The organism is Gluconobacter sp. (assembly GCF_047722525.1).
In the GTDB taxonomy this organism is placed as follows: Bacteria; Pseudomonadota; Alphaproteobacteria; order Acetobacterales; family Acetobacteraceae; genus Gluconobacter.
The window spans coordinates 202262-225471 of the sequence record NZ_JBDNYY010000006.1 but is presented as its reverse complement, the minus strand read 5'-3'; the positions used below and the strand labels follow the sequence as shown (position 1 = coordinate 225471).

The 23210-nt window shown below is 61.9% G+C and carries 21 protein-coding genes; 13 read left to right on the top strand and 8 right to left on the bottom strand.

Annotation, left to right across the window (positions count from 1 at the left end):
- Nucleotides 1-280 precede the first annotated feature (280 nt).
- On the top strand, nt 281-1069 hold the full coding sequence (locus ABF859_RS08210; protein WP_415527274.1) for an SDR family NAD(P)-dependent oxidoreductase: 789 nt from the start codon (nt 281-283) through the stop codon (nt 1067-1069).
- 67 nt (nt 1070-1136) lie between these two features.
- On the opposite strand, the gene dapB is transcribed toward ABF859_RS08210, so the two are convergent.
- Both dapB and ABF859_RS08200 read right to left on the bottom strand, forming a co-directional pair.
- The gene (gene dapB / locus ABF859_RS08205) at nt 1137-1883 is read right to left on the bottom strand and encodes a 4-hydroxy-tetrahydrodipicolinate reductase (protein ID WP_415527273.1); all 747 of its coding nucleotides are present in this window, start codon (nt 1881-1883) and stop codon (nt 1137-1139) included.
- Nucleotides 1884-1907: 24 nt separating this feature from the next.
- Nucleotides 1908-2315 (bottom strand): winged helix-turn-helix transcriptional regulator, encoded by a 408-nt coding sequence (locus tag ABF859_RS08200; protein ID WP_415527272.1) that lies wholly within the window; start codon nt 2313-2315, stop codon nt 1908-1910.
- Between the two features lie 91 nt (nt 2316-2406).
- Here ABF859_RS08200 and ABF859_RS08195 point away from each other — a divergent pair, with 91 nt between their 5' ends.
- The gene (locus ABF859_RS08195) at nt 2407-3012 is read left to right on the top strand and encodes an FMN-dependent NADH-azoreductase (RefSeq protein WP_415527271.1); all 606 of its coding nucleotides are present in this window, start codon (nt 2407-2409) and stop codon (nt 3010-3012) included.
- 15 nt (nt 3013-3027) lie between these two features.
- Here the strand turns inward: ABF859_RS08195 and hmpA are convergent, their stop codons facing one another.
- The gene (gene hmpA / locus ABF859_RS08190) at nt 3028-4209 is read right to left on the bottom strand and encodes an NO-inducible flavohemoprotein (RefSeq protein WP_415527270.1); all 1182 of its coding nucleotides are present in this window, start codon (nt 4207-4209) and stop codon (nt 3028-3030) included.
- Nucleotides 4210-4289: 80 nt separating this feature from the next.
- Here hmpA and ABF859_RS08185 point away from each other — a divergent pair, with 80 nt between their 5' ends.
- Nucleotides 4290-4739, top strand: a complete 450-nt coding sequence (locus tag ABF859_RS08185) for an RrF2 family transcriptional regulator (RefSeq protein ID WP_415527269.1) — start codon at nt 4290-4292, stop codon at nt 4737-4739.
- 86 nt (nt 4740-4825) lie between these two features.
- Entirely contained in the window at nt 4826-5683 is an 858-nt protein-coding gene (gene aroE, locus ABF859_RS08180; protein ID WP_415527268.1) for a shikimate dehydrogenase, read from the top strand.
- Nucleotides 5684-5898: 215 nt separating this feature from the next.
- On the opposite strand, the gene ABF859_RS08175 is transcribed toward aroE, so the two are convergent.
- The 3 genes from ABF859_RS08175 to dnaK all read right to left on the bottom strand — a co-directional run bounded on the left by ABF859_RS08175 (nt 5899) and on the right by dnaK (nt 11733).
- A complete protein-coding gene (locus tag ABF859_RS08175; protein ID WP_415527267.1) occupies nt 5899-8301 on the bottom strand; it encodes a TonB-dependent receptor in 2403 nt (800 codons plus the stop codon).
- 241 nt (nt 8302-8542) lie between these two features.
- Nucleotides 8543-9685, bottom strand: coding sequence for a molecular chaperone DnaJ (gene dnaJ, locus ABF859_RS08170; RefSeq protein WP_415527266.1), 1143 nt, complete (start codon nt 9683-9685; stop codon nt 8543-8545).
- 143 nt (nt 9686-9828) lie between these two features.
- Nucleotides 9829-11733 carry a molecular chaperone DnaK gene (dnaK, locus tag ABF859_RS08165; RefSeq protein ID WP_415527265.1) on the bottom strand — a complete coding sequence of 635 codons (1905 nt, stop codon included), beginning with the start codon at nt 11731-11733 and terminating at the stop codon, nt 9829-9831.
- A gap of 269 nt (nt 11734-12002) precedes the next feature.
- On the opposite strand from dnaK, the gene ABF859_RS08160 reads away from it, so the two are divergent.
- From ABF859_RS08160 to murA, 8 genes are all read left to right on the top strand, one after another.
- Nucleotides 12003-13154, top strand: coding sequence for a hypothetical protein (locus tag ABF859_RS08160; RefSeq protein ID WP_415527264.1), 1152 nt, complete (start codon nt 12003-12005; stop codon nt 13152-13154).
- Nucleotides 13155-13305: 151 nt separating this feature from the next.
- Nucleotides 13306-13686, top strand: coding sequence for a glycerol dehydrogenase (locus tag ABF859_RS08155; RefSeq protein ID WP_415527263.1), 381 nt, complete (start codon nt 13306-13308; stop codon nt 13684-13686).
- A complete protein-coding gene (locus tag ABF859_RS08150; protein ID WP_415527262.1) occupies nt 13686-15917 on the top strand; it encodes a pyrroloquinoline quinone-dependent dehydrogenase in 2232 nt (743 codons plus the stop codon). The genes ABF859_RS08155 and ABF859_RS08150 overlap by 1 nt, the downstream gene beginning before the upstream one ends.
- Before the next feature lie 200 nt (nt 15918-16117).
- On the top strand, nt 16118-17302 hold the full coding sequence (locus tag ABF859_RS08145) for a glycosyltransferase family 4 protein (RefSeq protein ID WP_415527261.1): 1185 nt from the start codon (nt 16118-16120) through the stop codon (nt 17300-17302).
- Nucleotides 17292-17471, top strand: a complete 180-nt coding sequence (locus ABF859_RS08140) for a hypothetical protein (protein ID WP_415527260.1) — start codon at nt 17292-17294, stop codon at nt 17469-17471. The genes ABF859_RS08145 and ABF859_RS08140 overlap by 11 nt, the downstream gene beginning before the upstream one ends.
- 6 nt (nt 17472-17477) lie before the next feature.
- Entirely contained in the window at nt 17478-18392 is a 915-nt protein-coding gene (locus ABF859_RS08135; RefSeq protein ID WP_415527259.1) for a DMT family transporter, read from the top strand.
- 95 nt (nt 18393-18487) lie between these two features.
- Complete coding sequence (gene dcd, locus ABF859_RS08130) at nt 18488-19039, top strand: dCTP deaminase (RefSeq protein ID WP_011252421.1); 552 nt, start codon at nt 18488-18490, stop codon at nt 19037-19039.
- A gap of 34 nt (nt 19040-19073) precedes the next feature.
- Nucleotides 19074-20330 carry a UDP-N-acetylglucosamine 1-carboxyvinyltransferase gene (gene murA / locus ABF859_RS08125; protein ID WP_415527258.1) on the top strand — a complete coding sequence of 419 codons (1257 nt, stop codon included), beginning with the start codon at nt 19074-19076 and terminating at the stop codon, nt 20328-20330.
- A gap of 125 nt (nt 20331-20455) precedes the next feature.
- Here murA and ABF859_RS08120 read toward each other — a convergent pair whose 3' ends face one another.
- Nucleotides 20456-21931: a mannitol dehydrogenase family protein gene (locus ABF859_RS08120; RefSeq protein WP_415527257.1), complete on the bottom strand. Its 1476-nt coding sequence runs from the start codon at nt 21929-21931 to the stop codon at nt 20456-20458.
- Between the two features lie 220 nt (nt 21932-22151).
- Here ABF859_RS08120 and ABF859_RS08115 point away from each other — a divergent pair, with 220 nt between their 5' ends.
- Entirely contained in the window at nt 22152-22628 is a 477-nt protein-coding gene (locus ABF859_RS08115; RefSeq protein ID WP_415527256.1) for a GAF domain-containing protein, read from the top strand.
- 25 nt (nt 22629-22653) lie between these two features.
- Here the strand turns inward: ABF859_RS08115 and ABF859_RS08110 are convergent, their stop codons facing one another.
- Complete coding sequence (locus ABF859_RS08110) at nt 22654-23208, bottom strand: TIGR00730 family Rossman fold protein (protein WP_415527255.1); 555 nt, start codon at nt 23206-23208, stop codon at nt 22654-22656.
- Nucleotides 23209-23210: the final 2 nt, after the last annotated feature.

The following is a 23210-nucleotide window of genomic DNA, read 5'->3' as shown; positions in this document are numbered from 1 at the left end:
GTGGTGAGAAGGGCCACAGGGTGTCTTGGCAGACAGGCTGTGGCATTCAGGGAGGGGACGGCTTGGCGGAATTGGGCGCAAGGGTCAAGGGGTAGCAACGGGTCTGAACCCGGTTTTCTGCGGAAAAGGCCCGGAAAACGGCAGATGGTCACAAAAAAGAGAGGCGGGGAACCCTCCTTCTTTTTCAACCGGGACGTCTGGTTGACGTTCAAATGCAGATCGGCAATCCATCTGTCAGGTGGGGCGCGATCCTCATGAACAGTCGAGCAGGACAAGCATCATGGCTGAGCAGTTTAGCGGTAAAGTATGTCTGGTCACCGGCGCAGGTGGCAATATCGGTCTCGCGACCGCCCTCCGTCTGGCCGGGGAAGGAACGGCCATCGCCCTGCTGGACATGAACCGCGAGGCTCTGGAAAAGGCCGAAGCCGCCGTCCGGGAAAAGGGCGTTGAAGCCCGCTCTTATGTCTGTGACGTGACGTCCGAAGAGGCCGTAACCGAGACCGTGGACGCCGTGGTCCGGGATTTCGGGAAGATCGACTTCCTGTTCAACAATGCCGGCTATCAGGGGGCTTTCGCCCCGGTGCAGGACTATCCCGCCGAGGATTTCGCGCGCGTTCTGACGATCAACGTCACCGGCGCGTTCCATGTCCTCAAGGCTGTCACCCGCCAGATGATCGCGCAGAACTACGGCCGTGTCGTCAATACCGCCAGCATGGCCGGTGTGAAGGGGCCGCCGAATATGGCTGCCTATGGTGCCTCCAAAGGCGCCATCATCGCCCTGACCGAAACCGCCGCGCTGGATCTCGCCCCCTACAACATCCGCGTGAACGCCATCAGCCCCGGTTACATGGGCCCTGGCTTCATGTGGGAGCGTCAGGTCGAGCTTCAGGCCAAGGTCGGAAGCCAGTATTTCTCTACCGACCCCAAGGTTGTGGCCGAGCAGATGATCGGTAGCGTCCCGATGCGCCGCTATGGCGACATCAACGAAATCCCCGGTGTGGTGGCGTTCCTGCTGGGGGATGATTCCAGCTTCATGACGGGTGTGAATCTGCCGATCGCTGGTGGTTGATTGAGGGAGGTCCGGGCGCTGCCCGGGCCCGGCAGGGATCTTGATCCCTGCACCCTGCTTTTTGGGGTCAGGCTTTTAGGGCGTCGGCCATTGTGTAGAGACCGGCCTGGCGTCCTGCGAGCCATCTTGCGGCCAGTAGGGCGCCTCTTGCGAAAACCCTGCGGTCCAGTGCACGGTGGGACAGGGTGATCTGTTCGTCCGCGGCCATCAGAACGAGATCGTGTTCGCCCACGATCTGTCCGCCGCGCAGGGAGGCGAATCCGATCGCGCCATCCGGACGGCGACCGTTCTGGTCGGTCCGGGCTACGTCCTCGAAACTGACCCCACGTCCTTCAGCCACGGCCCGGCCAATCGCCAGAGCCGTGCCGGACGGAGCGTCCAGCTTCTGGCGGTGGTGAACCTCCAGGATTTCCGCATCATAATCCGGCAGTCCCGCGCCAAGCTGCCGCGCCAGTTCCAGAAACAGCGTCAGCGCCGGGGAGAAATTGGCGGCCTGAAGAACGGGGATATGCTGCGCCGCCTCGTTGACGGCATCCTGCGCAGCCCTGTCGAGGCCCGTCGTTCCCAGCACCCAGGCGCATCGGGCCTGTGCGAAGGCGGCGGCATGGGCCGGGACCGTGGTGGCATGGCTGACATCAATCACGACATCGCAGGCCTTTGCGAGTGCGGCGGAATCAGTCGTGATGTTGCGCTGGGCGTCCGCGGTGCGGGAGAGGCCGCCGACGAGGGCGTTTCCGGCTTCTTCGGCACAGAGCGTGCCAAGGCGGCCTGTAATGCCGGCGATACCGATACGGGGAGCAGAAATCAGGGTCATGGTCAGTCCATCAGAGCGGGAATATCAGGTCTCGGATTCAAGCCGGGCGTCAAAACGGGTGCGGGCCGCCTCAATTTCGGAACGGTTGGACAGCGCCCACTGCCCGAAAGCCTCCGTCAGTGACCATAGCGATTCCCCGAGCATCGTGAGCTCATAATCCACACGGGGCGGTGTCGTCGGCGTGACGGTCCGCAGGACGAGGCCGTCGCGTTCCAGATTGCGCAGGGTCAGGGTCAGCATCCGCTGCGAAATCCCGTCGATCGCGCGGCGCAGTTCGCTGAAACGGTGCGGCCCGCGTCCGAGCGACTTGACGATCAGGATGCTCCACTTATCCGTCGTGCGCGCCAGAATGGAGCGGATGACGGCGCAGGCCTCGCTGTCATGCGTGTCGGCGGGTGGGGAAAGGGCAGTCTCGCTGACGCGAACATCCATGTGCCTATGGCTCCGGAATGTGCCTTCTTGCGGCGGGGTTCAAAGGTTCCTTATCTGGTGCTGGTTACGATCAGGAACCGGAAAGATCAAAATGAAACTTCTCCATATCGATTCCAGCATTCTCGGGGACAGCTCCGCCAGTCGCCATGTCAGCGCCGCCGTTGTCGCCCGCTTCCGCAGGGAAGATCCGTCCGTGGAGGTCATTTCCCGTGATCTTGCCAGCGATCCGCTGCCGCATCTGGACGTTGAGGCGCTGTCCTGGCTGGGCAAGGAGCTGACGCCGGACGTCTCCGGTCGTCCCGAACTGATCGCCAGCGCGGAGGCCCTGAAAGAGTTCAAGGCTGCGGATGTCGTCGTCATTGGCGTGCCGATGTACAACCTGTCGATTCCCAGCCAGCTCAAGGCCTGGATCGACCGCATTATGGTGGCGGGCCAGACCTTCCGCTACACGCCCGGGGGGATCGAAGGTCTGGCACAGGGCAAGAAGGTCGTGCTCGCCGTGGCCCGTGGTGGCCTCTATGCCGAAGGCTCCCCGGCGGCAGCCTTCGAGCACCAGATGACGTATCTGAAGTCCATCTTCACCATGATCGGCATCACGGACATCACCGTGATCGAGGCCGAGGGCCTCGCCACGAATGGTGGCGCCGACCGTGCCCGCATCCTGTCGGACGCGGAGCAGAAGGCCAGCGCGCTCTGATTCAGTCCGGACTGATCAGTCCGTCACACCGGTATCCGGACCGAATGTCTCGTAACGCAGGCGTTCGGCCGGAATGCCGGCTTTCGGCAGGTCCTGCACCATGTCACGCATGAAGCCTGTCGGACCACACAGATAGGTGGACACGTCGCCGGGGAACTGCTCCGCGACCCAGGCGGCGCTCGGACGACCGTCTTGCGACGTCAGGCGCGTGACGACCTGAATGCGCCCGCCCGAGTCGCGGGACAGTTCCGCCAGACGCTTCGCGAATGGCGCCGTCTCGGCGGAATGGGCGATCTGCACCACATGCACGGGCGTCGTGACGTCCGGTTTGGCCAGCGCTTCCAGCATCCCGATCATCGGCGTGATGCCAATTCCGGCACAGACGAACGCCAGCGGGCCCTCAACTTTTTCCGGCAGCACGAAATTGCCCGCCGGCGGAGACAGAAGGGCCTCCGTGCCTTCACATTTTCCGCTGTTCAGCCAGCCTGAAACAACTCCGTTCGGCACATGGCGCACGCTGATGCGATAGCCCTTCCGGTTCGGGCTGGAGGTGATGCTGTAGTTGCGGCGGGTCCGGCCATGGCCCGGAATGTCCAGATCAACGCCCAGATACTGCCCCGGAATGGCGCTGATGACCGGCTTGCCATCCACAGGCTCCAGTTCGAGCGACGTGACATTCGCGCATTCCGGCACAGCGCGGGCAATGCGGAACGGGCGCCAGCCACTCCAGCCACCTTCAGCATGGGCGCTGCTGTCATAAAGCTGATGCTCGCGGCCGATCAGGATATCTGCCAGCGCCCAGTAGGCCTTGCCCCAGGCATCGAGGATTTCCGGCGTTGCAGCATCCCCCAGAACGGCTGAAATCGCGCCGAGCAGGGCCGTCGCGACATGCGGATAATGCTCCGGCTGGATTTCGAGGCTCGTATGTTTCTGCGCGATCCGTTCGACCGCCCCACCCAGCACGCCCAGATTGTCGATGTTCTTCGCATAGGCCAGCACGGCCATCGCGAGCGCCCGGGGCTGCGTGCCGGTGGACTGGTGCGTGGGGTCGAACATTTCCGCAATCGCGGGATCGGCCAGCAGGCGGCGGTACATTTCGGACGTAATCGTCACGCCATGGGCTTCGAGTGCCGGGATGGTCGCCTTGATGATGGCGATGGTCTCAGGCGTGAGGCTGCGGTCGGCGGAAGTGGACATGAGCGGTCCCCTTAAAGGTGTATTTGAAATACATCTTTAAAAACGTGACCTGCGTCTGTCAATCTGGCAGAGGAGTCGCCATGCGCCTGACACTGCACACCGATTACGCCCTGCGCGTGCTGATCCATCTTGGCGTTCACACGTCACGCCGCGTCTCCATCCGCGAGATCGCACAGGCCTATCGCATTTCCGAAAACCATCTGGTGAAGGTCGTGCACCGTCTGGGGCAGGGCGGTTTCGTTACGACCGTCCGCGGGCGCGGCGGCGGGCTGGAACTCTCGCGCCCGGCTGCGGAGATCAATGTGGGCGCGGTCGTGCGTTTCACGGAAGACGACATGACGCTGGTGGACTGCGAAGGCCGCAACAGCACGGACGGACGGCCCTGTATTCTGTCTCCGGCCTGTGTTCTGCGTGGGGTTCTGGGCGATGCGCTGGGCGCGTTTCTGGCGGTGCTGGACCGCTACACGCTGGCCGATCTGCTGACGGGGCGTGAGGCCGCGCTTCTGGGTCTGACCGTTCCCGAAAACTGAGATTTCCGGAATGTGAATGGACCTTTCGCGATCCCGTGCGTCATGTCGGATGAGCGAAAGACATCCACAGATCCGAGGAGCCTCTCATGAGCCAGCAGAATTTCCGCAGCATCCTGACCGGATCGTTCTCGACACCCTGCGATGACAACCCCACCGTTGCCATGATCGAGGCCGCCTACCGGCACCATGATATCGACGCGCGTTACATCAACTGTGACGTCAAGGCGGAGAACCTGAAGGACGCGGTTGCGGGCGCGCGGGCCATGGAATGGGTGGGGTTCAACTGTTCCCTGCCGCACAAGGTCGCGGTGATCGAGCATCTGGACGAACTGGCGGAATCCGCCCGGATCATCGGGGCGGTGAACTGCGTCTCCATCCGGGACGGACGCCTGATCGGTGACAATACGGACGGAAAAGGCTTTCTGGCGTCCCTCAAAAAGGTGACGGACCCGAAGGGGAAAAGAGTCCTGCTGCTGGGAGCCGGTGGCGCCGCACGCGCCATCGCCGTGGAACTGGGGCTTGCTTCCGCCGCCCACATCACCGTCATGAACCGCGATCCCAAAAAAGCGGAAACCATTGCCGCGCTCGTGCGGGACAATACGTCTGCCCAGGCCGATGTCCGGTCATGGGACGGAGAGGCCAGCGTGCCGGAGGATGTGGACATCCTGATCAATGCCACGTCCATCGGTCTCGGGGATGCCGATGCGCTGCCGCCCGTGAAGATCGAGACCCTGCGGAAAGGGCTGATCGTCGCCGATGTCATCCCCAATCCGCCCATGACCCGACTGCTTCGTGAAGCGGAAAGCCGGGGCTGCACGGTCATCGACGGGCTGGGGATGCTGGTCAATCAGGGCGTGATCGGCGTGGAGCACTGGCTCGGCCGGACGCTGGACGCCGGGGTCATGGAAAAGGCCCTCAAGACCATTTTCCATGATGCCGGCTGACAGGAGTGCGCGTATCGCCGCACCGGCCACAGGCGCGCCTGAAGGGAATCCGGGTGGCGGGAGGGGAGACGGCAATGATCCCCCGCCAAAACCTTAACGCCCGGAAGATTGCCGTCTTTCCGGCCCGGCACATAGGCCGAAAAGAGGCAGGACCATGCCCGGAGCCGGAAGGGCAGTGTGACGCCGGATTTTGCAAATCCGGCGTCATATGAGTTTCAGAACCCCGTCGAAAAGCTGAACATCGCGGAGGTGCCGGGCATCAGGTAGTAGGTCGGCGCGGAGCCGGACATGGATGTCCCGTAAACACCCTGGGTCGTCTGGGCAGCGTTCGTGAAGCTGTAGACGCCGGTGCGGAACTTCGCATCCGCGATGTTGGACAGGTTGAGCTGGAACTGCGGCGCCTTGAGAAAACCGAGTTTGTGCATCCGGTATCCAAGCGTCACATTATTGGTGAAATAGCCCGGAATATGCTGGTCGTTCATGAACGTCGCATACTGCTTGCCGATATATTTGAGATTGACGCTCGCAAAGAAATGGCTGTCGTCATAGTTGAGCCCGAGAGCCGCCTGAATGGACGGCGTCATGATCTGGGTCTTCCCCTTGGTGGGAAGAAGGTCATTTCCGACATGCAGGTTGTTGTCGATGCTCGCATGAAGATATTCAAACGAGGCGAAGGGACGCAGGTGATAGAGGATCGGACGTGTGGCGACCTCGATATCGACGCCGCGCGTGGTCTGGCCGCCGGCATTGACGTTTTCCGAAACCAGGGCGCCGTTCTGATAGGCATTCAGCGAAAGCTGCCGGTTGGTGAAATTGTAGTTGAAGAACGCCACATCCGCGAGGAACAGGTCGGAGTGGTAGCGGTATCCGATTTCCTCTTCGATCGAGTATTCCGGGTTCTGTGATGTCGCGGCCGTCGCAAGCTTTCCGGTGGAACCGCTATAGACATTGAACATGGACGTATTGGGTGCGAGGCGGAAGTTTGTTGCGCCGACGACATAGAATTCGTGATGTTTGCCCAGTTTGTAGGTGGCGGAAACCTGCGGCAGCGGAACATTGTTCGACGTCGTGGCGCGGTAGGGCGCGCCGGGCAGGGAATTGTAGCCATCGCGTTTGACGAAGGCATCCTTGAACCCGACCTCGATATGCAGCTTCTTCTGGAGCAGGTCGATCTGGTCCTCGATGAACCACATATGGACCTGGCTGAAGGTGATCTGGGAGCGGCTGGCATAGGGGTAGCCGTTGGGTGTCAGGTAATTGTAGGTCTGTCCCCAGACATTCGCGGCCTCCCCGCTGACCGGATCGATATAGCTGGCCTCGGTCTGCTGCATCTTGTCAGACCATTCATACCAGTAGCCGCCGGTGATCGTGTGGTTACCCAGTTCCAGCGTGCCCTTGAAGACGTTGCCGATCCGGACGGTTTTCGCAATCGAGGGCGTATAGGCCATGACCTGTGTGCCATTGGCCATGACGTTGCCATCAGGATCAAGTAACGCCGTTTTCTGCGTTCCCGAGTAAAGACTGCCCGCTGTCAGGGTCGAAGCACCTCCACCATTGCCATATCCATAATAGAGATAGGGCGTTTCGGAGAGATGAAACCGGCGCGTGACGTTGATTTCATTGGGAAGCGTCGCCGCCATGCTCTGGAACATGTTGCGGTGCAGCTTGTAATAGTTCGTGGTATTCCGGATCTTGGTATAGTTGTAGTCTTGGCTGTTGCCGTATTTCTCAAACTGCGACAGGGTCGGATAACGGTCTTCCTGTGTATCCTGCGCGGCATAGCTCAGAGCCAGGCGCGTCTGGCTTCCCCCCGCCCAGTCCTTGACCAGCTTGGCGTCCACCTGCTTGGACTTTACCTTTCCCGGCCCGCGCCAGTCGTTTCCATGCACGTTCGCAAAGGAGACGAAGGACCGCACACCCGTATGACCGATATCGCCGGATTCCAGACGGATGAATTCGCGGCTGGTATTATAGCTGCCATAGGCCGCGTCGATCATCCCGCCCGCATGATGCGAGGGATCGATCATGTTCATTTCCACCAGTCCGCCCGAAGCCGAAAGCGTCGGCGTATTGATGTTGGACGAACCGGGGGTGAGGGAAACCTGCTGGAGGTCTTCGGAAAGAACGACGTCATTGGCATAGAAGGCCGAATTGCCCACGTCATTGAGCGGCATGCCCTCGAACAGCCAGCCGATCTGGCCACTGGTCATGCCGCGTACGGAAATGGTGCTTCCCTGTAGCCCGAACGGATCCGAACTGGCCGTATTGGCGCCGGGCAGCATGGCCAGAAGCTGGACCGGATTACTGGTGGGTGCCTGCGTGGCGATATAGTCGCGTGTGATGGTCTGTTTTGTCTTCGGCCCGTGCTGGGGCGCCATCAGGCCCCCTCCGGGAGCGCGGCCGGTAACGCCATTATTGGAAATGACGCCCTGTCCGGTGACCCGGATGCTTTCGGTCGTCCTGCCTTCCACGCTGCGGGATGAGGAGCCGGCCCCATGCCCGGATGAAGAAGCATCATTGCCGCCACCGCGCCTGGCCGCATCAGTCTTGGCGTATACGCTATTGATGGAACATAGAGCCGTCGAAAGCGAGAGCGCCGCGACAATGATTTTTTTCATTTCTGCCTCTTCACCAAGGGAAATCTCTAGGACAATCCGCCACAGGAAACGAAAAAACGTAATCCATTAACGAAACGTAATAGTTATCATTAATGATTCGCAACATAAAAAACGCCCCTACGCTATTTTTATGAAAACCGCTGTTTTGCGAGGAATATGGCCTGTTCCGCAGGGAAAGAGGAATCAAAAAACCCGACAACCTTTTCAGGGTTGCCGGGTTTCATGGAGGTGGCGAGGCCGGTCAGCGTCCTTCGAAGAAGTCCCGCACCTTGGCGAAGAAGCCGCTGTTTTCAGGGCTGCCCTTCGCGTGGTCGTCCCCGGCTTCCTTCTCGAACTCTTCCAGAAGTTCGCGCTGGCGCTTCGTCAGATGGCTCGGCGTCTCGACCGAGACCTGAATGTACATGTCCCCACGGGCCGAAGAGCGCAGGACCGAGAAGCCCTTGCCGCGCAGGCGGAACGTCTCGCCCGTCTGTGTACCGGCGGGGATGCGGACCTTGCTGCGGCCACCATCCACAACCGGAACCTCGACTTCCGTACCCAGTGCAGCCTGCGTCATGCGCAGCGGAACGCGGCAGTAGATGTTCGCCCCGTCGCGCTGGAAAATGTCATGCGACAGGACGGAGATGTGCACATACAGATCGCCCGGCTGCACACCTTCGCCACCGGCCTCACCCTTGCCAGCCATGCGGATGCGGGTCCCATCTTCGACGCCAGCCGGGATGTCGATGCTGATGGTTTCCGTCTTCGCTTCCGTGCCCGTGCCATGACAGACCTTGCACGGATTGGCGACGGTACGTCCCGAGCCATGACAGGTCGGGCAGGGGCGCTCGACGAGGAAGAACCCCTGCTGTGCGCGGACCTTGCCCGCACCATGACAGGTCGGACAGGTGCTGCTGCCTGCCTTGGGGTCCGCCGATCCCGACCCATGACAGGCTTCACACGCCACGCGGGTGCGGACCTCGACGTCCTTCTTCACGCCCTTGAAGGCTTCCATCAGCGTGATTTCGACCTGAACCTGGACATCCGCCCCGGTCCGGCGTCCACCACCGCGACGGCCTCCCATCATGTCGCCGAACATCTGGTCGAAGATGTCGCCCAGACCGCCCGCACCGGCAAAACCACCGCCGAAGCCGCCGCCCATTCCGCCCATGCCGCCTTCAAAGGCATCATGGCCGTAGCGGTCATAGGCCGCGCGCTTCTGCTCGTCCTTGAGGACGTCATAGGCTTCGTTGATTTCCTTGAACTTCTGCTCGGCGGCATCGTCACCCGGATTGCGGTCGGGATGGTAACGCATGGCCTGCTTGCGGAAGGCTTTCTTCAGCTCGTCCGGCGAGGCCGTGCGGGAGACTTCAAGGGATTCGTAATAGTCGATTCTGGTGGCCATGGTCGGTCCTTGGGGCAGTCCTGAAGGCGGTCCCTGTTATGGGCCGGAAAAACAAGAATGGCGCCCACCCCCTTGCGGGAACGGGCGCCCTCGGAAAACAGGGCCAGACGGAGCGTGAAGCCCCGTCTGGGGAAGTCACCCGATCAGTGCTTCTTGCTGTCGTCTTCGAGGTCTTCGAAGTCGGCATCGACGACGTTGTCGTCCTTCTTTTCGGCTTCCGGTGCAGCAGCTCCTTCAGCGCCCTGACCAGCCTGATACACAGCCTGACCAACCTTCATGGCAGCCTGCGTCAGCTTCTCGCTCGCAGCCTTCAGGGCGTCGAGGTTTTCGCCACCCAGAGCTTCGCGGGCCTCGGCGATGGCCGCTTCCGCTTCGGACTTGTCAGCCGCCGGAACCTTGTCGCCACCTTCGGTGATGGACTTCTCGGTCTGGTGGATGAGGCTTTCCGTGCTGTTGCGCAGCTCGACCAGTTCACGCTTGGCCTTGTCGGCAGAAGCGTTGGCTTCCGCGTCCTTGACCATGCGGTCGATGTCGGAGTCAGACAGACCGCCAGAAGCCTGGATCTTGATCTGCTGTTCCTTGTTCGTGGCCTTGTCCTTGGCAGACACGTTCACGATGCCGTTGGCGTCGATGTCGAACGTGACTTCGATCTGCGGCACGCCACGCGGCGCCGGAGCAATGCCCTGCAGGTCGAAGTTGCCCAGCAGCTTGTTGTCAGCTGCCATCTCACGCTCGCCCTGATAGACCTTGATGGTCACGGCGTTCTGGTTGTCTTCGGCCGTGGAGAAGGTCTGGCTCTTCTTGGTCGGGATCGTCGTGTTGCGGTCGATCAGACGGGTGAACACGCCACCCAGCGTCTCGATGCCCAGCGACAGCGGCGTCACGTCGAGGAGCAGGACGTCCTTGACGTCACCCTTCAGGACAGCGCCCTGAACGGCGGCACCGATGGCGACCACTTCGTCAGGGTTGACGTTGCGGGCCGGATCCTTGCCGAAGAATTCCTTAACCGTCTCGATGACCTTCGGCATACGGGTCATACCGCCGACCAGAATGACTTCGTCGATCTCGTTAGCGGAGACGGACGCATCCTTGATGGCTGCACGGCACGGGCCGAGCGTCCGCTGGATCAGGTCTTCGACCAGGCTTTCCAGCTTGGCGCGGGACAGCTTGACGACGAGGTGCTTCGGACCGGAAGCATCAGCCGTGATGAACGGCAGGTTGATCTCGGTCTCCTTGGAGGAGGACAGCTCGATCTTGGCCTTTTCGGCGGCTTCCTTAAGGCGCTGCAGGGCGAGCTTGTCACCACGCAGGTCGATGCCCTGGTCTTTCTTGAACTCGTCGGCCAGGAACCCGATGATGCGGTTATCGAAGTCTTCACCACCCAGGAACGTGTCACCGTTCGTGGACTTCACTTCGATCACGCCGTCGGAGATCTCGAGGATGGAGACGTCGAACGTACCGCCACCAAGGTCATACACGGCCACCGTGCCGGAATCGCGCTTGCCAAGGCCATAGGCGAGGGCAGCTGCGGTCGGCTCGTTGATGATGCGCAGGACTTCAAGACCGGCGATCTTGCCAGCATCACGGGTTGCCTGACGCTGGGCGTCATTGAAGTAGGCCGGAACCGTGATGACGGCCTGGGAGACGGTCTCACCGAGATAGCTCTCGGCGGTTTCCTTCATCTTGCCCAGAACGTAGGCCGCGATCTGCGACGGAGCATATTTCTCGCCGCGGGCTTCGACCCATGCGTCGCCATTGTCGCCACGGACGATGGCGTACGGCACCATCTCCTTGTCCTTCTGGACGGTCGGGTCGTCGTAACGACGGCCGATCAGGCGCTTGACGGCATAGAGGGTGTTGGACGGGTTGGTGACGGCCTGACGCTTCGCAGCCTGTCCGACGAGACGCTCACCGTTGTCGGTGAAAGCGACCATGGACGGCGTCGTGCGGGCGCCTTCGCTGTTTTCGATGACCTTGGTTTCGTCACCCTCGCGCACTGCGACGCAGGAGTTGGTGGTACCAAGGTCAATGCCAATGACTTTGCTCATGTAATCAGTCCTCTCAGCGGTCCGTCCCGGCCCTGTGAGGCACCGGGTCGAACCCTATTGACGTAATTCAGACCCTCACGGGCCTGTGTTCCGACTACTGATCTAGGCAACGCCGCAAGGTCTTTCAAGCACTTGGACGACACATTTCGTCGAGAATGTTCGCTTCGCACGGCATGAAGGGGAAGATGGCTGTTTCAGATATTGGCAACGCCCTCTAGTAAGGTTGTGTCTTTCGCTTTGCCTGCCAATGGGACAGTCTTCACACAGCCATGCCGAACCATTCCTATTTTCGTGCCACGCTGATGGCTGCCCTGGCCATTTTTTCCGCAACCGGTCTTTCCGCCTGTGGCCCGATGGGGCCGGGAAAGCTGCGGAACGACCAGCTCGAATATTCCCGTGCGCTGGGAGATACCCAGAAGCATGAGATGCTGCTGAACATCGTCCGTCTGCGCTATGCCGATCCGCCGACCTTTCTGGACACGACGCAGGTGATTGCGGGTTACAGCGTGTCCAAGAGCATCAGCGGCGGCTTCTACGCCTATCCGGCCACTGCTGTCGGGAACTACCTGTTCGGCACGGGGACGATGTCGCTGGGGGAAAGCCCAACCTTCACCTACCAGCCCGTGACGGGCCAGCAATATGCCGAGAACGTGGTCCGGCCGATCTCACCGACGGTCATCATGCCGCTCAGCCTCGGCGGCCTGCCGATCGATACGCTGCTGCGTCTGACAGCGCAGTCCATTGATGGCCTGTCCAATGTGCGCGGGCTGGGCGCCGGTCCGTTCGGCGGGGGATCGGTACGGTTCTACCTGCTCCTGCACGATCTGAGGCAGCTCCAGCTCGCCGGCGCCATGACCATCCGCATCACGACCGACAGCCCTACGTCCGGAGACAGCAAGAAAAACGGTGGCAAGTCCGACAGTGGCGGCGGTGGAAATGGTGGCGGGGCGGAACGCTCCTATCTCGTTCTGACATCCACGTCCGAAAGCAATCTTCTGGCGATCCAGGCGGAAGTGCGTCGCCTGCTGCATCTCGATCCCGGGGCCGAGGAAGCAGAAATCGTCTATGGGCCGTATCCCAAGCATCCCGGCAAGCAGATCGCCATCCTCACGCGTTCCATGCTCGCGATGCTGACGCAGCTCGCCTACGAGGTCGAGGTGCCGGAAGACGATATCAAGACCGGCCGCACACCGCCCACGATCGGGCAGGTCGGGATCGAGAACCGGCCGGAAGTGGTGATCCACTCTGGCAAGGAAGAGCCCGATGGCCGTTATGCCGCGGTGAGCTACAATAACACCTGGTTCTGGATCAGTGACCGGGATTTCCAGAGCAAACTGGCTTTCACAATGGTGCAGGTTCTGGCCGCGCTGGCGGCAACGAACCATACCGGCGGAGCTGTCGTGACCATCCCCGCCGGGTAATAAAGGTAACGGGTATTTGAACCCGTCAAAGTGGAACTGTATTAATACACGGTTTTGTTAGAAGAATATTCGGCAATATTGGAAAAGAAGCATAGCTTTCCTGAAAGTCTGGACTTACCGTCCGGACTTTCAGTTCTGGAGGCTTTCACCAATGCCAGGTACTTATGGCAACAGGAGCCTGACCGAGTGGCTCACGCTGCTCCTCGGGGTCGTTATCGTTCTGGTGGGCCTGTTCTTCGTAATCGCCGGGGCTGACCTCGCGATGCTGGGCGGGTCTGTCTATTACGTTCTCTGTGGCATCCTGCTGGTCGCCGGCGGTGTGTTCATGGTCATGGGACGCACTCTGGGCGCATACCTCTATCTGGGTGCGCTGGGCTACACATGGATCTGGGCGCTGTGGGAAGTGGGCCTCAGCCCGGTCGATCTTCTTCCGCGCGCTTTCGGTCCGACGATCCTGGGGATCCTTGTCGCCCTCACCATTCCGGTTCTTCGCCGGATGGAAACCCGCCGTACCCTGAGGGAAGCCGTCTGATGCGCAGATCCCATCTTCTCGCCACCGCTGCCTGTGCCACGCTGGCCTGCGCACCGCTGGCCGCCAATGCCCAGTTCGCTCCCGCCGGAAGTGGCGGCGCGCCGACATCCAGCGTGCCCGGACCTGGCAATGGCAGCAGCAATTCCTTCGAGCCGACGGAAAACACGCCGGCCGCGAAAAGCCGGTTTTCCGGTCCGTCTCCCTATGCGCCCCAGGCGGCCGGTGTGAATGCGGCCAATCTGCCGGATATCGGGTCCATGGATCCGAACGACGTTCCGCAGATGGTCCCCCAGCAGAGCGCCAGCCCTGCCGCAGGGGACTGGGCCGCCTATGGTCACGACGACAGCCAGATGCGCTATTCACCGCTGTCCGAGATCACGCCGCAGAATGCCGATCAGCTCAAGGTCGCCTTCGTCTACCATACGGGCAGCTATCCGCGTGCGGGGCAGGTGAACAAATGGGCTGCCGAAACCACGCCGATCAAGGTGGGTGACGGCCTCTACATGTGCTCGGCGCAGAACGACATCATGAAGCTCGACCCGGCGACAGGCAAGGAAATCTGGCGTCACAACATCAACGAGAAATACGAAGCCATTCCCTACACCGCCGCGTGCAAGGGCGTGACGTATTTCACCTCGTCGCAGGTGCCGGAAGGCGAGCCCTGCCATAACCGCATTCTCGAAGGCACGCTCGACATGCGCCTGATCGCGGTTGATGCCGCGACCGGTAATCTTTGCCCGGGCTTCGGCAATGGCGGTCAGGTCAACCTGATGCAGGGTCTGGGCGAATCCGTCCCCGGCTTCGTGTCCATGACGACGCCGCCGCCCGTCGTGAACGGTGTGGTCGTGGTCAATCACGAGGTTCTGGACGGTCAGCGCCGCTGGGCTCCGTCCGGTGTGATCCGTGGCTATGACGCCGAGAGCGGCAAGTTCCTGTGGGCCTGGGATGTGAACCGCCCCGACGATCACAGCCAGCCGACCGGCAACAACCACTACAGCCGTGGTACGCCGAACTCCTGGGCCGCGATGACCGGCGATAATGCGCTGGGTCTCGTTTACGTCCCGACCGGCAACTCGGCCTCCGATTATTACAGTGCCCTGCGCAGCGATGCCGAGAACAAGGTTTCGTCTGCGGTTGTTGCTCTCGATGTGAAGACGGGTGCGCCGCGCTGGGTCTTCCAGACCGTCCACAAGGACGTCTGGGACTACGATATCGGCTCGCAGGCCACGCTGATGGACATGCCCGGCCCGGACGGCCAGCCTGTGCCGGCGCTCATCATGCCGACCAAGCGCGGTCAGACCTTTGTGCTGGATCGTCGTGACGGCAAGCCCATCCTGCCGGTCGAGGAGCGTCCTGCTCCGTCGCCGGGTGTGATTCCGGGTGATCCGCGTTCGCCGACGCAGCCCTGGTCCACGGGGTTCCCGGCCCTGCGCGTGCCGGATCTGAAAGAAACGGACATGTGGGGCATGTCCCCCATTGACCAGCTCTTCTGCCGCATCAAGTTCCGCCGTGCGAACTATACGGGTGAGTTCACGCCGCCGAGCGTCGACAAGCCCTGGATCGAATATCCGGGCTATAACGGCGGTAGCGACTGGGGCTCCATGTCCTATGATCCGCAGAGTGGCATCCTGATCGCGAACTGGAACATCACCCCGATGTACGACCAGCTCGTGACCCGCAAGAAGGCCGACGAACTTGGCCTGATGCCGATCGATGACCCGAACTACAAGCCGGGTGGTGGCGGAGCCGAGGGTAACGGCGCCATGGATGGCACGCCTTACGGTATCGTCGTGACCCCGTTCTGGAACCAGTACACGGGCATGATGTGCAACCGTCCGCCCTACGGCATGATTACGGCCATCGACATGAAGCACGGTCAGAAGGTGCTGTGGCAGCACCCGCTGGGAACGGCCCGCGCCAATGGCCCGTGGGGTCTGCCGACAGGTCTCCCCTGGGAAATCGGGACACCGAACAATGGTGGTTCGGTCGTGACGGCCGGCGGTCTGGTGTTCATCGGAGCGGCTACGGATAACCAGATCCGTGCCATCGACGAACGGACCGGCAAGGTTGTCTGGAGTGCGGTCCTGCCGGGCGGCGGACAGGCCAATCCGATGACCTACGAGGCCAATGGTCATCAGTACGTCGCCATCATGGCGGGTGGTCATCACTTCATGATGACGCCCGTCAGCGATCAGCTGGTGGTTTACGCACTGCCTGATCACAAGGGCTGAAAAACCGGGGGCTGAGGCTCCCGACTGACGGACCCGAATGACGAAAGGGGTGGTTTTCGTGCCGGAAAAGGCACGGGAGCCACCCCTTTGTCGTCTCCGGCGCCGTTTTTTCCATTTTTCGGGTGGGAAGGTGATGCAGACCCGGCTACAGGCTGTTTTCGTCTGAAAATCTTTTCCGGAACAGGCCGCACACAACCGTCATGACCGACCGTCCTCCCGTTATCCTTCAGGTTCTTCCGGCGCTGGGCACCGGCGGTCTGGAGCGCGGGGCCGTCGAGATTGCGGCTGCGATCGCGCAGGGAGGCGGCATGGCACTCGTGGCGTCCCGTCCCGGTCGGCTGCTGGTGCAGCTCCGTCATGCCGGTGCGCGGCATATCGACCTCGATCTGAAGAAAAAATCTCCTTTCGCAGTGCTGCGTCGGGCAAAAGACCTGCAGGCCATCATCTGTAGCGAAGGCGTGGATCTGGTGCATGCGCGTTCACGGATTCCGGCCTGGGCGGCCTGGATTGCGTGCCGTCGGGAAAACATTCCGCTCGTGACGACATGGCACGGCGTGCATGAGGCGAAGTGGCGCGGCAAGAAACTCTATAATTCCGTGCTTGCGCGCGGCGCACGGGTCATTGCCATTTCGGAGTTCATCGCAGGTCGCCTGCGGAGTGAGTACGGCGTGCCGGAGAGTCGTCTGCGGGTCATTCCGCGCGGGGCGGATGTGCGGGAGTTCACGCCCGGTTCGGTCTCCGGCGAGCGGGTGCAGAAACTGGCCGAAGCCTGGCGGCTCTCCGGGGAGGAACGGATCATCCTCATGCCTGCGCGGCTGACGGCGTGGAAGGGGCAGGGCGTTCTGATCGAGGCGCTGGCCCGTCTGCGATCCCGGAGTGATGCGCACTGGCTCTGCGTTCTGGCCGGCCCGGAAAGCGACCGGAAGTTTTCGCGCCGACTGCAACAGCGCGTGCATGAACTGGGCCTTGAGGATCATGTCCGCTTCACTGGCACCTGCACGGACATGCCGGCAGCCTGCGAACTGGCGAGCGTTATCGTCGCCCCTTCGCTTCGCCCCGAGCCGTTCGGGCGGACGCTGGTGGAGGCGCAGATGATGGGGCGTCCCGTGATCGGGACGGCGCAGGGGGCGATGATGGAGACGATCCTGCCCGGCGAAACGGGTCTCGTCGTGCCTCCCGATGATCCGGATGCGCTGGCTGATGCTCTGAACAGCGTTCTGGAAACGGACGAAGGCGCGCTGGACTGGCTGGCGGAAAAGGCAAGGGCCCATGCCATTGCCAACTATACGACGACACTGATGCAGGCCCGCACGCTGGGCGTTTATGACGAGCTTCTGGGCACCAGCCTGCGGACGACATTCGAGGAACACAGCCATGACCAGTAAGGACGGAAAACCCACGGAACAGATCATCCGGGACCGGGCTGCCGCCGCGAAGGAAGAGCGCGAAAGCCGGGAGGCCAGGGCACTCCGGGCCAATCTGATGCGCCGTAAACAGCAGCAGCGCGCCCGACCGCAGGATGAGGGCAGTCCATCCTCCACTGACGAGCGCTGAGTGCCGGTGAAACGCAGTTTTCCGCTCCCCACGCCGCAGGAACTGGCGCTGACGGGCGTGACCGTGCTGTGGGGCGGCACGTTTCTCGTGCTGCACATCGCCATGCGGCATTGCGGGCCGAGCTTTTTCGTCTTTGTCCGCTTCATGATGGCGGCGGTGTTCGTCGGGTTTCTGGCCGGGCGGAAACTGCTGGATTTCAACTGGCGGGAAGTCCGGGCAGGGACGCTGATCGGAGTCGCTCTTGCGACCGGCTACGTGTTGCAGAGTGCAGGTCTGCGCGACATCACCAGCAGCCGTTCGGCCTTCATCACCGCGCTTTATGTGCCGCTGGTGCCGATTTTCCAGTGGGCGTTCCTGCGCCGGGCGCCGCACCTGATGAGCTGGCTCGGGATCGTCCTGGCTTTTGCCGGGCTGGTCTGTCTGGCGGGACCGGCCGCGCTGTCGCTGTCCTTCGGGCGTGGGGATCTGCTGACGCTGTGCGCAGCCATCGCCATTGCGGTCGAGATCGTTCTCATCAGCCTTTACGCGCGGGGTGTGGACAGCCTGCGCGTGACGGTGATGCAGCTATTGGCCGGGAGCGTCTTCGCCGGGATAATGGTCCCGGTCACGGGGGAAGCGCTTCCGGCATGTTCATGGGTCTGGATCGCCTGTGCGCTGGCGCTGGGTGCGTTGAGCGCGCTGGTGCAGGTGGTGATGAACTGGGCGCAGAAATCCGTTGCGCCGACAAAGGCAGCGGTCATCTACGCCGGAGAGCCGGTCTGGGGTGGTCTTGTGGGATGGCTGGCGGGCGATCATCTGCCCCCCGCGACACTTCTCGGGGCCGCGCTGATCGTAGGGGGCGTGCTGACGAGCGAACTGCGTCCGCAATGGCTGGAGGCTCTGCTGGGACGCTCGCCACCGGCGCTCACGAAAAATGACTGAGCGGACACATTGCGTGAACTGCCGCTGCTCGCTAGAGCAGGTGGGGTAATACGCCCAGGACGGTTTTTTCCGGTCCCTCGTTCAGGAGTGCCTTCATGCCCATCATGCCCGACACATGGATCCGCCAGATGGCCCGGGAAAAAGGCATGATCGAACCGTTCGTGGAAGCCCAGAAGCGTGAAGGTGTCATCTCCTACGGCCTGTCATCCTATGGCTACGATGCACGTGTGGCGGAAGAGTTCAAGATCTTCACCGACGTGGACAGCGCCATCGTTGATCCGAAGAATTTCGCCTCCAACAGCTTCGTGACCCGCACCGGCGACATCACCATCCCGCCGAACAGTTTCGCGCTGGCGCATACGGTCGAATATTTCCGTATCCCCCGTGACACGCTGGTCGTGTGCCTCGGCAAGTCCACCTATGCACGCTGCGGCATCATCGTGAACGTCACGCCGCTTGAGCCGGAATGGGAAGGGCAGGTCACGATCGAGATCAGCAACACCACGCCGCTGCCCGCGCGAATCTATGCGAACGAAGGCATCTGCCAGTTCCTGTTTTTCCAGGGTGCCAGCCCCTGTGAGGTCAGCTATGCCGACCGTGCCGGAAAATACATGCGCCAGTCCGGCGTCACCACGCCCCGCCTCTAACCCCTCTCAAGGCCCGCTTCTCAAGGATCGCACCATGGACCGTTTCATCATTCGCGGTGGCCGCCGCCTGACAGGCGAAATCGAGATCGGGGGCGCCAAGAACTCCGGCCTCAAGCTCATGGTCGCGGGTCTGCTGACGTCAGAGCGGCTGGTGCTGTCCAATGTTCCGGGTATCGCCGATATCAAGACGATGCGCGACCTGCTGGTCGGTCTGGGTATCACGGTTGAGGATGCCGGGCCGCGTACGCTGTCCATCGGCGGCGAGATCGGCTCCGTCGAGGCGCCGTATGACATCGTCTCCAAGATGCGCGCCTCCATTCTGGTGCTCGGACCGCTTCTGGCCCGCGCGCGTGAGGCGAAGGTCTCGTTGCCGGGTGGGTGCGCCATCGGCACGCGTCCCGTGGACATGCATCTCAAAGGGCTTGAGACGCTGGGCGCCGAGATCCGTCTCGAAAACGGCTATATCAACGCGACCGCGCCGGACGGGCTGAAGGGTGACCGGATCATCCTGCCGTTTGCCAGTGTGGGCGCGACCGAGAACCTGCTGATGGCCGCGACGCTGGCGAAGGGACGCACCCATATCGTCAACGCCGCCCGTGAGCCGGAAATCAGCGATCTGGTGCACTGCCTGAATGCCATGGGCGCGCAGATCACAGGTGAAGGCTCGGGCACGCTGGTCATCGACGGTGTGGAGAAGCTGCACGGCGCGCATTACGCCGTCATGCCGGACCGTATCGAGTGCGGCACCTATGCCTGCGCCGCTGGTATTACGGGCGGCGATCTGCTGCTCGTGGGTGGACGGGCCGATGATCTGGGGGCCGTGATCCGCACGCTTGAGGAAACGGGCGTCGAAGTCGTGGAAGAGGCACGGGGCCTGCGGGTCCGTCGTAGCGGCACGCTTCAGGGCGTGGATATCATGACCGAGCCGTATCCCGGCTTCCCGACCGACATGCAGGCGCAGTTCATGGCGATGCTGTCCGTGGCCGAGGGCGCGTCCATGATTACCGAGACGATCTTCGAGAACCGTTTCATGCATGTGCCGGAGCTCAACCGCATGGGCGCGCGCGTCAACGTGCATGGCCGCTCCGCTATCATTCGCGGCGTTCCGAAGCTGTCGGGCGCGCCTGTCATGGCGACCGACCTGCGCGCCTCGTTCTCGCTGATCCTCGCCGGGCTGGCGGCGGAAGGCGAGACACAGCTCAGCCGCATCTATCATCTGGACCGGGGCTATGAAGGCGTGGACCGCAAGCTCGCCGCCTGCGGTGCCGATATCGCCCGCGTCTCGGACTGACAGGCAGAACAGGGCGCCCGGCGATCAGGCCGCCCTGAATAATTTATAAAAGTTTTTGGTGAAGCTTTTTCCAAAAAGCTTCAGGTCTCTCCGCCTTTTTGAAAAAAGGCGGAACCCAAAAACTTTTATGCGTTTGTGACCAGAGCCTTCAGGACGGCAGCCGTACTGCGCGTTTTCAGGTCTTCGCGGGTCTGGATGAAGCGCGTGAGGAACTCGGCGGAGTCCTCAAGGCCCCATCCGGCGAATACGCTCATATCCAGCGCCTTGGCAGGGTTCGTATCCAGCGCCAGAGCCCGGTCTTCGGCGCTGAGGCGGGGTTCGGTGACGGCGAAGGTAGCCTGAACGTCATCCCGGCCCCCCAGATAGGCACAGTAGCAGGCGAGGACGAAAGCAATCCGGCGCGGGTCCTGAGCCTTCTTCAGTACGTCCTCGGCTGTGGCGCGCAGGAAGACCGGGAGCTTGGACGTGCTGTCGGACGTGATGCGCAGAAGCTGGTCGCTGACGGCATGGTTGCGGAACCGCTCCAGAAGCTGGGTCGCATAATCCGACAGGCTGATGCCCGGAGGGGCGGTGAGCTGCGGTGAGACATCGTGGCGCAGGAACTGCTCCAGCAGGGCGGCCAGATGTTCGTCGCCCATGGCTTCATCGACCAGCCGGTATCCCATCAGCACGCCCGGAAGAGCGAGCGTGGAATGGGACGCGTTCAGCATCCGCAGCTTGACCTGTTCGTAAGGCTCGACATCGTCCGTGAACAGTACGCCGACCTGGTCCCAGGCCGGACGTCCGGCGGGGAAGTTGTCTTCCACCACCCACTGGATGAAGTCCTCGCAGAAGACAGGAACGCGGTCCTCGATTCCGCTCTGCGCATCCAGACGCGCCACATCGGCCGGGTGGACGGCCGGGGTGATGCGATCGACCATGCAGGATGGGAAGGCGACTTCGGCCTCGATCCATCCGGCGAGTTCCGCGTCCCGCAGGCGTGCGAAGGACAGCACGGCATTGCGGGCCACATCGCCATTCGCGGGAACGTTGTCGCAGGACAGGATGGTGAACGGCGCGATCCCGGCGTCCCGGCGCTGGCGTAGGGCTTCGGTCATCAGGCCGAATGCCGTGTGCGGGACCGGACGGTGCAGGTCTTCGGCAATGGTGGGATGTTCGGTCATGAACCGTCCCGCTTCGTCCATGTAGTAGCCGCCTTCGGTCACCGTCATGCTGACGATGCGGATGGCCGGGTCCGTCAGGCGCTTCAGCGCAGCCTCGCGATCGGCGGGGGCGTGGATGTATTCGACCAGCGATTTCACCACCCGGACCGTATCGGGGCGGTTCGGCGGGCACTCGCGCAGGGTATAGAGGCCGTCCTGCGCATGCAGGGCCTCGGCTTTTGCCACTTCCGCCGGATGGTCCATCAGACCCATCCCGACAATGCCCCAGCCGGATTGTCCCGGCAGCGCAAGCGCACGGTCCGTATAGACGGCCTGATGGGCGCGATGGAAATTGCCGACACTGAGATGGACAATACCGGCCGTCACTCCGTCCCGATCATAGGGCGATGTCAGGATGGACTCCGGGAGTTCGGACAGAGTCTGGGAAGTCAGGATCATGGAAAGGATCTTTCAGACGAAAGGACCGGCCTCTTTTAGAAGCCTCCCATTTCGAGGAAACCGTTTTTGTATTTTGTGAATTATTTCTAATAATTCTCCCGGAACCGAGAGCATTACTGGAACCGCGTACTTTCCATAAGATGCAGGGGATTTTCCGGTTTTTTCGCGTCTGTCCTATGATTGGCAGATCTATCCCCCCGTTTTGCAGGACTGTCTTTGCATGAGTGCTCCCATCCATCGCCTGAGTGTGGACGAGCTTGTCCCGATGGTGCGTTCCGTTCTTCAGACCGAGACGGACATGATCGCCAACATGGCCAATATCGCGGCCCTGCTGTTCGAGGCCCTGCCGCAGATCAACTGGGCCGGGTTCTATCTGTGGAAAGAGGCGGACAGCCAGCTCGTGCTCGGACCGTTTCAGGGTCGTCTGGCCTGCACGCGGATTCCGCTGGGTCGTGGCGTCTGCGGGACGGTCGCGCAGAACCGCGAAACGCTGGTTGTGCCGGACGTGCATGCGTTTCCGGGCCATATCGCGTGTGATGCGGCATCGGAGTCGGAAATCGTGCTGCCGGTCGTGGTCGGGGATGCGCTTGTGGGCGTTCTCGACATCGACAGCCCGGTGAAGGACCGGTTTTCCGATGCTGACCGGGCGCGGCTGGAAGAGATTATCAGTCTGCTGGTGGCAACGCTGGAGGTGTGAGCGGGGACGGCCCCCGCTCCAGAACTCAGGCCGGGACGTTGACGGAGAGGTGTTCCATCAGTTCCGGCACGCCCTGCACAACTGTGAATAGACGGCGGGCGGATGGGTCCGCAAAACCCTGATCGACGGCAGCATTCAGCGTGTCGACCAGTGATGTAGCCCAGCCGCCGATATTGACGATGTAGATCGGCTCCTGATGCAGGCCGAGCTGCTTCCAGGTCATGATTTCCATCAGCTCGTCGAACGTACCGAGGCCACCGGGAATGATCGCATAGGCGTCGGACAGTTCGAACATCCGGGCCTTGCGGGTGTGCATGTCCGGCGTGACTTCGAGCTGCGTGACGCCCTTGTGCATGACTTCGCGGGCATGGAGGAATTCGGGGATGACGCCGATCACCCTGCCGCCCGCCTGAAGGGCCGCATCCGCCACGGTGCCCATCAGCCCGACATGGCCGCCGCCATAGACCAGTGTGATTCCGTGTCGCGCCAGGGCCGTTCCGATTTCTTTTGCCCCTTCGGCATAGACGGGGGAGTTGCCGAAGCGGGAGCCACAGAAAACGGCGCAGGAACGAATGGTCATGT